The sequence below is a fragment of the Bradyrhizobium sp. genome (assembly GCF_017881085.1).
Taxonomy (GTDB): domain Bacteria; phylum Pseudomonadota; class Alphaproteobacteria; order Rhizobiales; family Xanthobacteraceae; genus Bradyrhizobium.
In genome coordinates, this window is sequence record NZ_JADGRI010000258.1 from 1 (window position 1) to 8036 (window position 8036).

6 protein-coding genes and 1 pseudogene are annotated in these 8036 nt (G+C 67.1%); 5 read left to right on the forward strand and 2 right to left on the reverse strand.

The features are described from left to right. Window positions 1-236: pseudogene (locus QZ213_RS20970) on the forward strand (flavin-dependent oxidoreductase); the annotation flags it as partial. Between the two features lie 53 nt (window positions 237-289). Here QZ213_RS20970 and QZ213_RS20975 read toward each other — a convergent pair. Together QZ213_RS20975 and mutY are read right to left on the reverse strand one after the other, a co-directional pair. Beyond that, window positions 290-709, reverse strand: a complete 420-nt coding sequence (locus tag QZ213_RS20975; RefSeq protein WP_291688011.1) for a PaaI family thioesterase — start codon at window positions 707-709, stop codon at window positions 290-292. Window positions 710-786: 77 nt separating this feature from the next. Further along, entirely contained in the window at window positions 787-1905 is a 1119-nt protein-coding gene (gene mutY / locus QZ213_RS20980) for an A/G-specific adenine glycosylase (RefSeq protein ID WP_291688012.1), read from the reverse strand. A 160-nt stretch (window positions 1906-2065) separates the two neighbouring features. Between mutY and QZ213_RS20985 the strand changes: the two genes are divergently transcribed. From QZ213_RS20985 to QZ213_RS21000, 4 genes are all read left to right on the forward strand, one after another. Further along, window positions 2066-2545: a DciA family protein gene (locus tag QZ213_RS20985; protein WP_291688013.1), complete on the forward strand. Its 480-nt coding sequence runs from the start codon at window positions 2066-2068 to the stop codon at window positions 2543-2545. 118 nt (window positions 2546-2663) lie between these two features. Further along, on the forward strand, window positions 2664-3320 hold the full coding sequence (locus QZ213_RS20990) for a DsbA family protein (RefSeq protein WP_291688014.1): 657 nt from the start codon (window positions 2664-2666) through the stop codon (window positions 3318-3320). Between the two features lie 379 nt (window positions 3321-3699). After that, window positions 3700-7164, forward strand: a complete 3465-nt coding sequence (gene smc / locus QZ213_RS20995) for a chromosome segregation protein SMC (protein WP_291688015.1) — start codon at window positions 3700-3702, stop codon at window positions 7162-7164. Between the two features lie 128 nt (window positions 7165-7292). Further along, on the forward strand, window positions 7293-8036 hold a 744-nt coding region (locus QZ213_RS21000), incomplete at its 3' end, for a small ribosomal subunit Rsm22 family protein (RefSeq protein ID WP_291688016.1).

Below are 8036 nucleotides of genomic sequence, written 5' to 3' on the forward strand. Positions count from 1 at the left end.
CGACCACCGATCTCGTGATGCTCAACCGCCGCAACGGGCCGGAGCAGGTGATGCAGATGGTCGAGGAGCGCGCGCCTGACGGCTACAAGGTCGTCACCGACGTGCTGTCGCAGAAGGAACTGGAAGACATCGCCGCCAACTACAAGCGCGTCGCCGGCTTCCAGGTCGAAGGCCTCAACGCCAAGCCGCCGATCGTGACCATGCCTGCGCCGGGGAAACTCTCCAGCGCAGGATGATCTTCACCTCTCCCCGTGAAGAACGGGGAGAGGCAGAAGAAATCCGGACCCGGCTATCGAATAGCCTTCGCCGCCTCGACCAGCCTTGCACTGGTTGTCGCGGTGGCGAGCACGGTGCCGTCGACGGCCATCAACCTGCCCTCGACGAACGCCACGGTCTTGCCGAGTTGCGTGACGCTCGCCTCGCCGACGATCCGGCCAACCTTCGCCGGCGCCAGGAAATTGACGGTCATGGAGATGGTCGCGGTGTAGAGCCGCCCGTCGGTCATCACGAATACGGCCGGCCCCATGGTGTCGTCGAGCATCGCGCCGAGGATGCCGCCCTGGATGAAGCCGGCCGGATTGCAGAACGTTTTCTTGCCGTCGAAGCCGATCCGTATCCACCCTTGCTCCGGCCGCGCATCGAGCAGTTGCCAGCCGAGCAGTTTCGAGGATGGCGGAGCTTCGAGACGATCGAGGGCGGTTGCGATCATGGGGCCTCCGTTTGGCACCGTCCTAGCGCAGGCCTGCTGCCAGCATGGTGTCAGCAGCGCGCGGGATGCGACCGACCTCAGATATCCAGGCCGTGCGCGATCACCTTGCGCATGACATTCGGCAGCGCCTCGCCTTGCAGCGTCGCGATCGGCACAAAGCGCATCCCCGCCGGCGCGCGGCTGCGGGCCGAAACGCTCGAGGTATAGACCACAAGCTCCAGCGGAAAATGCGTGAAGACATGGGTGACCAAGCCCGCCCTGCGGTGCCAGCGCGCCAGGCCCTTCAGCACCGGCGCCTGTTGCAGCGCCGCCGTGTCGTCCTGCGCGGCGAGCCATTGCGAGGTCGGCACTTCGGTCATGCCGCCGAGCAGGCCTTTTTCGGGGCGGGTGCGGACCAGCAGGCGGTCACCGCTGACAACGACGAACGCCGCGCCGCGGCGCAGCGCGCCGGTCTTCTTCGGCGCCTTGCGCGGAAATATCTCCTGATCGCCGCGCGCGCGGGCGGCGCAGTCGTCGTTGAGCGGGCACAGCGCGCAGGCCGGTTTCTTCGGGGTGCAGATCGAGGAGCCCAGATCCATCAGCGCCTGCGCGCTGTCGCCGGCGCGAGACTTCTCGTCGCCGGCGCGGGACTCACCGAGCAAGGTTGTCGCCAGTTGCTTGATCAGGGGCTTGGCCTGCGGCAGCGGCCCCTCGACCGCGAACAGCCGCGACACTACGCGCTCGATATTGCCGTCGACCGGCATGGTGCGCCTGTCGAAGGCGATCGCCGCGATCGCCGCCGCGGTGTAGGGCCCGATCCCCGGCAACGATCGCAAGCCCTCCTCGCTGTCCGGAAATACCCCGTCATGATCGCGCTTTACCGCCACCGCGCAGGCGTGCAGGTTGCGCGCGCGGGAATAATAGCCGAGTCCGGCCCACATCCGCAGTACGTCATCGAGCGAGGCGCCGCCGAGTGCCGCGACATCGGGCCAGCGCGTCACGAATTTCAGGAAATACGGCCCTACCGTCTTGACGCCGGTCTGCTGCAGCATGATTTCCGACAGCCAGACCCGGTACGGATCGGCATGCTCGCCCGGCAGCGGCCGCCACGGCAGCGCCCGGCGATGCCGGTCGTACCATGCGAGCAGCCGCGCGGGGCGGTCGGCCCCGAACTGGTCTTTTTCCGGCAGCTTGCGCTTATGAGCGGTTGAAGCCATTCGGGCAATCTATCCTGTCTGTCGCTGATCTCTCCACGTCATGCCCGCGCTTGGCGCGGGCATCCACGTCTTTCTTCGCGCCTCCGCGCGAAACGCGGAGGGCCGGGCCATGACGGTTGAGACAGTTCCGCTCACGCCGCGCGAAGTGCTATAAGAACCCATGGCAAAGCCCGGCTATATCAGCGCAAAACCGCTTTCCGTCCTGCTCAGCGACGTATTTTCCGACGCCTATGCCAAGCAGGGGTTTGCGGCGCGCGAACTGGTGACGCGCTGGGCCGATATCGCCGGCCCCGAAGTCGCCGCCCATTCCGAGCCGCTGAAAATCCAGTGGCCGCGGCCGGTGGAGGGGCAGCCGCAGGAACCGGCGACGCTGGTGCTGCGGGTGGAAGGTCCGATGGCGCTGGAAATCCAGCACGCCTCCGACGTCATCCTGCAACGGGTCAACCGCTTCTTCGGCTGGAGCGCGGTGGGACGGCTGGCGCTGCGCCAGGCGCCGCTGTCGCGCCGGGACCGGTCCATCCCCTCCCGCGCGCCCGACCCGAGCGCGGTCGCCAGAGTCGCCGAAACCCTGTCCTCGGTCGAGGACGAGGATTTGCGGGCGGCGCTGGCGCGGCTCGGCGCCCTCATCAAGCGAAATTGAGCCTGCCAAAGCCTGGGGTAATTGCCGCATGCCATTGCCTCACTTGCCGTTTCAAGCTAGCGAACACACGTCTTCTTTTGGGTCCTTTTGGGCGTGAATGCGCCCCGGGAGTTTAGCCTTGATCATCACCCGCCGCGCCTTCACCGCCGCCTTGTCGCTAACCGGGCTTGCCGCCCTGGCCGGGCTCTCGCCGCTCCGTCTGATCTCCGGCGCGATGGCGCAGAGCGCGTCCGATGTGGCAAAACCGGTATCGCTGCCGGACATGACACTCGGCACCGCCAACGCCCCGGTGACGATCACCGAATTCGCCTCGATGACCTGCCCGCATTGCGCGGCCTTCAACGAAACCGTGTTTCCCAAGATCAAGTCGGAATATATCGACACCGGCAAGATCCGGTACACCTTCCGGGAATTCCCGCTCGACATCAAAGCCGCAGCCGGCTCGATGCTGTCGCGTTGCATCGCCAAGGACGATGCCGCCAAATATTTCGCGGTCACCGACATGCTGTTTCGTCAGCAGAATGACTGGGTGATGAAGAACACCGCGGAATCGCTCTCCCGGATCGGCAAGCAGGCCGGTCTGAGCCAGCAGCAGGTCGACGACTGCCTCAAGGACCAGGCGCTGCTCGACAAGATCGCCGCCGACCAGAAATACGCCGCCGACGTGCTGAAGGTGGATTCGACGCCGACCTTCTTCGTCAATGGCGAGAAGATCAAGGGCGAGACCTCGTTCGAGGAGTTCGACAAGAGGATCAAGTCGCTCTTGAAAAGCTGAGCGATTTCATCGGCGCCAGCCCTCTTCGAAAGATTCGGGGTCGACGGCAAGCCGGCCTTCTTCATCAATGGCGAGGAGATCGTGGGCGGGACGCCATTCGAGGAATTCGACAAGAAGATCAAATCGCTGCTGGAGGGCTGATACCGCCCCCGGCACGGGCCGAACGCCAACTGCCCCGGATAAGCCCCGCAAAAGGCTGCATAAATCGCTCCGTAAATCCCTTGGGAAAAGCCCTTGGCGGCGGTTGCCCAAAAGCCCCGGCCTCGCCATTGTCGGCCCCCATGAGCCGCCATAAGCGACTCGCCGCCACACCGACATTGCCTTCTATGGTATTGTCCCGGCAGGGAGATTCGCGCCCTGCCAACAGAGAATCGTGTTCATGAAACTCACGCGCCTTCGCCTCCACGGTTTCAAGTCGTTCGTTGAACCCACTGATTTTGTGATCGAACCCGGCCTCACCGGCGTGGTCGGCCCGAACGGCTGCGGCAAGTCCAATCTGGTCGAAGCGCTGCGCTGGGCGATGGGCGAGACCTCGCACAAATCGCTGCGCGCCTCCGACATGGACGCGGTGATCTTCGCCGGTTCCGGCAATCGTCCGGCGCGTAACCACGCTGAAGTCGTGATGACGATCGACAACACCGATCGCACGGCGCCGGCCGCGGTCAACGACCGCGAGATCCTGGAAATCTCCCGACGGATCGAGCGCGAGGCGGGCTCGGTCTATCGCATCAATGGCCGCGACGTGCGCGCCCGCGACGTCCAGATCCTGTTCGCGGATGCCGCCACCGGCGCGCGTTCGCCCGCTCTGGTCCACCAGGGCAAGATCGGCGAGATCATCCAGGCCAAGCCCGAACAGCGCCGCCGCGTGCTGGAAGACGCCGCCGGCGTCGCCGGGCTTCACGCCCGCCGCCACGAGGCCGAGTTGCGGCTCAAGGCCGCCGAAACCAACCTGACGCGCGTCGAGGACGTGATCGGGCAGATGGCCGGGCAGATGGAAGGCCTGAAGAAGCAGGCGCGGCAGGCGATCCGCTACCGCGAAGTCGCGGCCAAGGTGCGCAAGGCGGAAGCGCTGCTGTTTCATTTGCGCTGGCTGGACGCCAATTCGGGCGTGGCCGACGCCAGCACCACCCACGACCTCAGCGTTCGCGAGATGGCCGAGCGCACCCGCGAACAGGCCGAGGCGGCCCGCATCCAGGCGATTCGCGCGTCCGAACTGCCGACGCTGCGCGAAGCCGAGGCCCGGGCCGCCGCCGGGCTGCAGCGGCTCACCAGTGCGCGCGAAACGCTCGACCGCGAGGAAGCGCGCGCCAGGGAGCGCGTCGCCGAGCTCGACCGCCGGCTGACGCAGTTCTCGGCCGATATCGGGCGCGAACAGCAGCAGGCCTCCGACGCCGAGGTGGCGCTGCAGCGGCTCGATGCCGAAGACACCGAATTGAAGGACGAGATCAAGACCCGCGTCGAGAAGCGCAGCGGCGTCGATGAACGCGTCTCTGACGCGGAGGCGACGCTGGCCGCCGCCGAGCGCCTGTTCTCCGAGCTGACCACGGCACTCGCCGACCTCACCGCCAGGCGCAACCAGCTCGAGGGCAGCGTCCGTACCCATCGCGACCGGCTGGCGCGGCTCGACCAGGATATCGCCAGTGTCGAGCGCGACGAGCATAAGCTCTTGGAGGAAACCAGCGGCCTCGGCGATCTCGACGCCCTCGCCGCCGCCATGGAAACCGCGCAGCAGGGTCTCGCGGAGTCCGAAAGCGTCTCGCAAACCAGCGAGGCCGGCCATGTCGCCGCCCGCGCGAAGCTGGAAGCCGCCCGTGCGCCGCTGGCCGAGGCCGACAAGCGGGTGCAGCGGCTGGAGACCGAAGCGCGCACGATTTCAAAGCTCGTCAACGGCGAGACCAAAAATCTGTGGCCGCCGATCATCGACGGCATCACCGTCGCCAAGGGCTATGAAAAGGCGATCGGCGCCGCGCTCGGCGACGATCTCGATGCCCCGGTCGATCCCTCGGCGCCGATGCGCTGGACCAATGCCGGCGTCACCGAAGGCGACCCGGTTCTGCCGGAGGGCGTGGAAGCACTCGCGGCCCATGTCGATGCCCCCATCGAGCTGGCGCGCCGCCTCGCCCAGATCGGCGTCGTCGCGCGCGAGCGCGGCGCGGAGCTGGTGTCGCAGCTGAAGACCGGGCAGCGGCTGGTGTCGCTGGAAGGCGACGTCTGGCGCTGGGACGGGTTCGTCGCCGCCGCCCATGCGCCGACGGGCGCGGCGCGGCGGCTCGCCGAGCGCGTGCGCCTGGTCGATATCGAGAACGAGCTGGAGCAGGCCCGCATCGATGCCGCCACCAAGCGGCAGGCGCTGGAGACCGCCGAGGCCGCGCTGAAGGTCGCTTCGGCGGCCGAGACATCGGCGCGCGATGCCTGGCGCGCCGCCCAGCGCGAGGCCGATGCCGCGCGCGAACGCCATGCCAATACCGAGCGCGAGATCAACCGCCATGCCGCGCGGAAATCGGCGCTGACCGAGGCCCACAGCCGTCTTGCCGCCGACCGCCTCGAGGCGCAAGCCGCGCATGAGAGCGCGGATGCGGCGCTGGCCGAACTGCCGCCGAGCCTCGATACCGAAACCAGGCTCGCCGACGTGCGCACCGAGATCGACGGCCACCGCCGCCTGGCGGCGCAGGTGCGGGCCGAAGCGCAGGCGCTGGCGCGCGAGGCGGAACTCGCAGACCGCCGCCTGCAGGCGATCACCGCCGAGCGCAACGAATGGCAGAACCGCAAGGCAAGTGCGGCCTCGCAGATCGCCACCATCGAAGCCCGCGTCACCGAGGTCACGGCCGAGCGCGCCGAGCTCGACAATGCGCCGGCCATTTTCGCGGAAAAGCGCCGTGCGCTCATTAGCGAAATCGAATTGGCCGAAACCGCCCGCCGCGTCGCCGCCGACGCGCTGGCCGCCGCCGAGAGCGTGATGGCGGAAACCGATCGCGCCGCCAAGATTTCGCTGGAAGCGCTGTCGGCCGCGCGCGAAGCCACGGCGCGTGCCGAGGAACGCATGGAGGGCGCCAGGCGCCGCCTTGCCGACCTCGAGCGCGAAATCCACGACATGCTGGAAGTCGAGCCGCAGGCCGTGGCGGGTCTTGCCGAGATCGAGCCGGGCGCCGAATTGCCGCCGCTGAACGAGATCGAGGAAAATCTCGAAAAGATGCGCCGCGACCGCGAGCGGCTGGGCGCGGTCAATCTGCGCGCCGAGGAGGAGCTGCGCGAGGTCGAGGCCCAGCACACCGCGCTCACCACCGAGCGCGACGATCTGGTGGAAGCCATCAAGCGGTTGCGCCAGGGCATCCAGAGCCTCAACCGCGAGGCGCGCGAGCGGCTGTTGACCTCGTTCGAAACCGTCAACGCCCATTTCAAGCGGCTGTTTGTCGAATTGTTCGGCGGCGGCGAGGCCGCGTTGCATTTGATCGAAAGCGACGATCCGCTGGAAGCGGGTCTGGAAATCATTGCAAAACCGCCCGGCAAGAAGCCGCAGACGCTGTCGTTGTTGTCAGGCGGCGAGCAGGCGCTGACCGCGCTGGCGCTGATCTTCGCGGTGTTCCTCACCAACCCCTCACCGATCTGCGTGCTGGACGAAGTCGACGCGCCGCTCGACGACCACAATGTCGAGCGGTTCTGCAACCTGCTGCACGAGATGACCGCTTCGACCGACACCCGCTTCATCATCATCACGCACAACCCGATCACGATGGCGCGGATGAACCGGCTGTTCGGCGTCACCATGGCCGAACGCGGCGTGTCGCAACTGGTTTCGGTCGCGCTCGAAGAAGCGGTGAAGATCCTCGATCAGGACGTGGCGTAGGAGTTTTGGCCTGATCGTCATTCCGGGGCTGCGCATCGCGCCGAACCCGGAATCTCGTTCAATTGGCTCGAGATTCCGGCTCTCGCGCTTCGCGCAATGCCGGAATGACGTTCCCACAACGGCATGCGATGACCGCTCCCGATCTCCCTACCGAACTCAAGGCCGCTCTCGCTGCCAGGCTGCAGGGTTTTTCGCGCGTTGAGGCCGCGGGTTCCGCCGCGTCGATGTCCCGGACCTACCGCGACGGCGGCGGCTCGACCGCCATCCGCACCGAAACCGACGCGCTGGCCTATGCGCTGGCGCGGATGCCTGCGACCTACGCCGCGGTCACCGCGAGCCTGAACGCGCTGCGCGAAGTCAATCCCGGCTTCGCGCCGCAAAACCTGCTCGATGTCGGCGCCGGGCCGGGAACCGCGAGCTGGGCCGCGGCGGAAGCGTTTTCGTCGCTGCAAGGCTTTGCGCTGCTGGATGCCAACCGGGCCTTGCGCGCGCTGGCACTCGATCTCGCCGGCAGCAGCACGCGTCTGCGCGATATCAATTACCGCCACGGCGAAGCCCGCGCCTTGCTGGCCGAGGCGGCGCCGGCCGAACTCGTGGTGGCGAGCTACATGATCGGCGAGATCGGCGAGGCCGAGCGAGGCGCGCTCCTTGAACTAATGTGGGCGAAGACCCGCGACACGCTGTTGATCGTCGAACCCGGCACGCCTTCGGGCTACGCACGCATCATCGCCGCGAGGGAACAACTGATCGCGTCGGGCGCGCATGTCGCAGCCCCCTGCCCGCACGACGGCAAATGTCCGCTCCACGCCCCCGACTGGTGTCATTTCACGCAGCGGCTGCCGCGCTCGCGCGCCCACAAACAGATCAAGGAA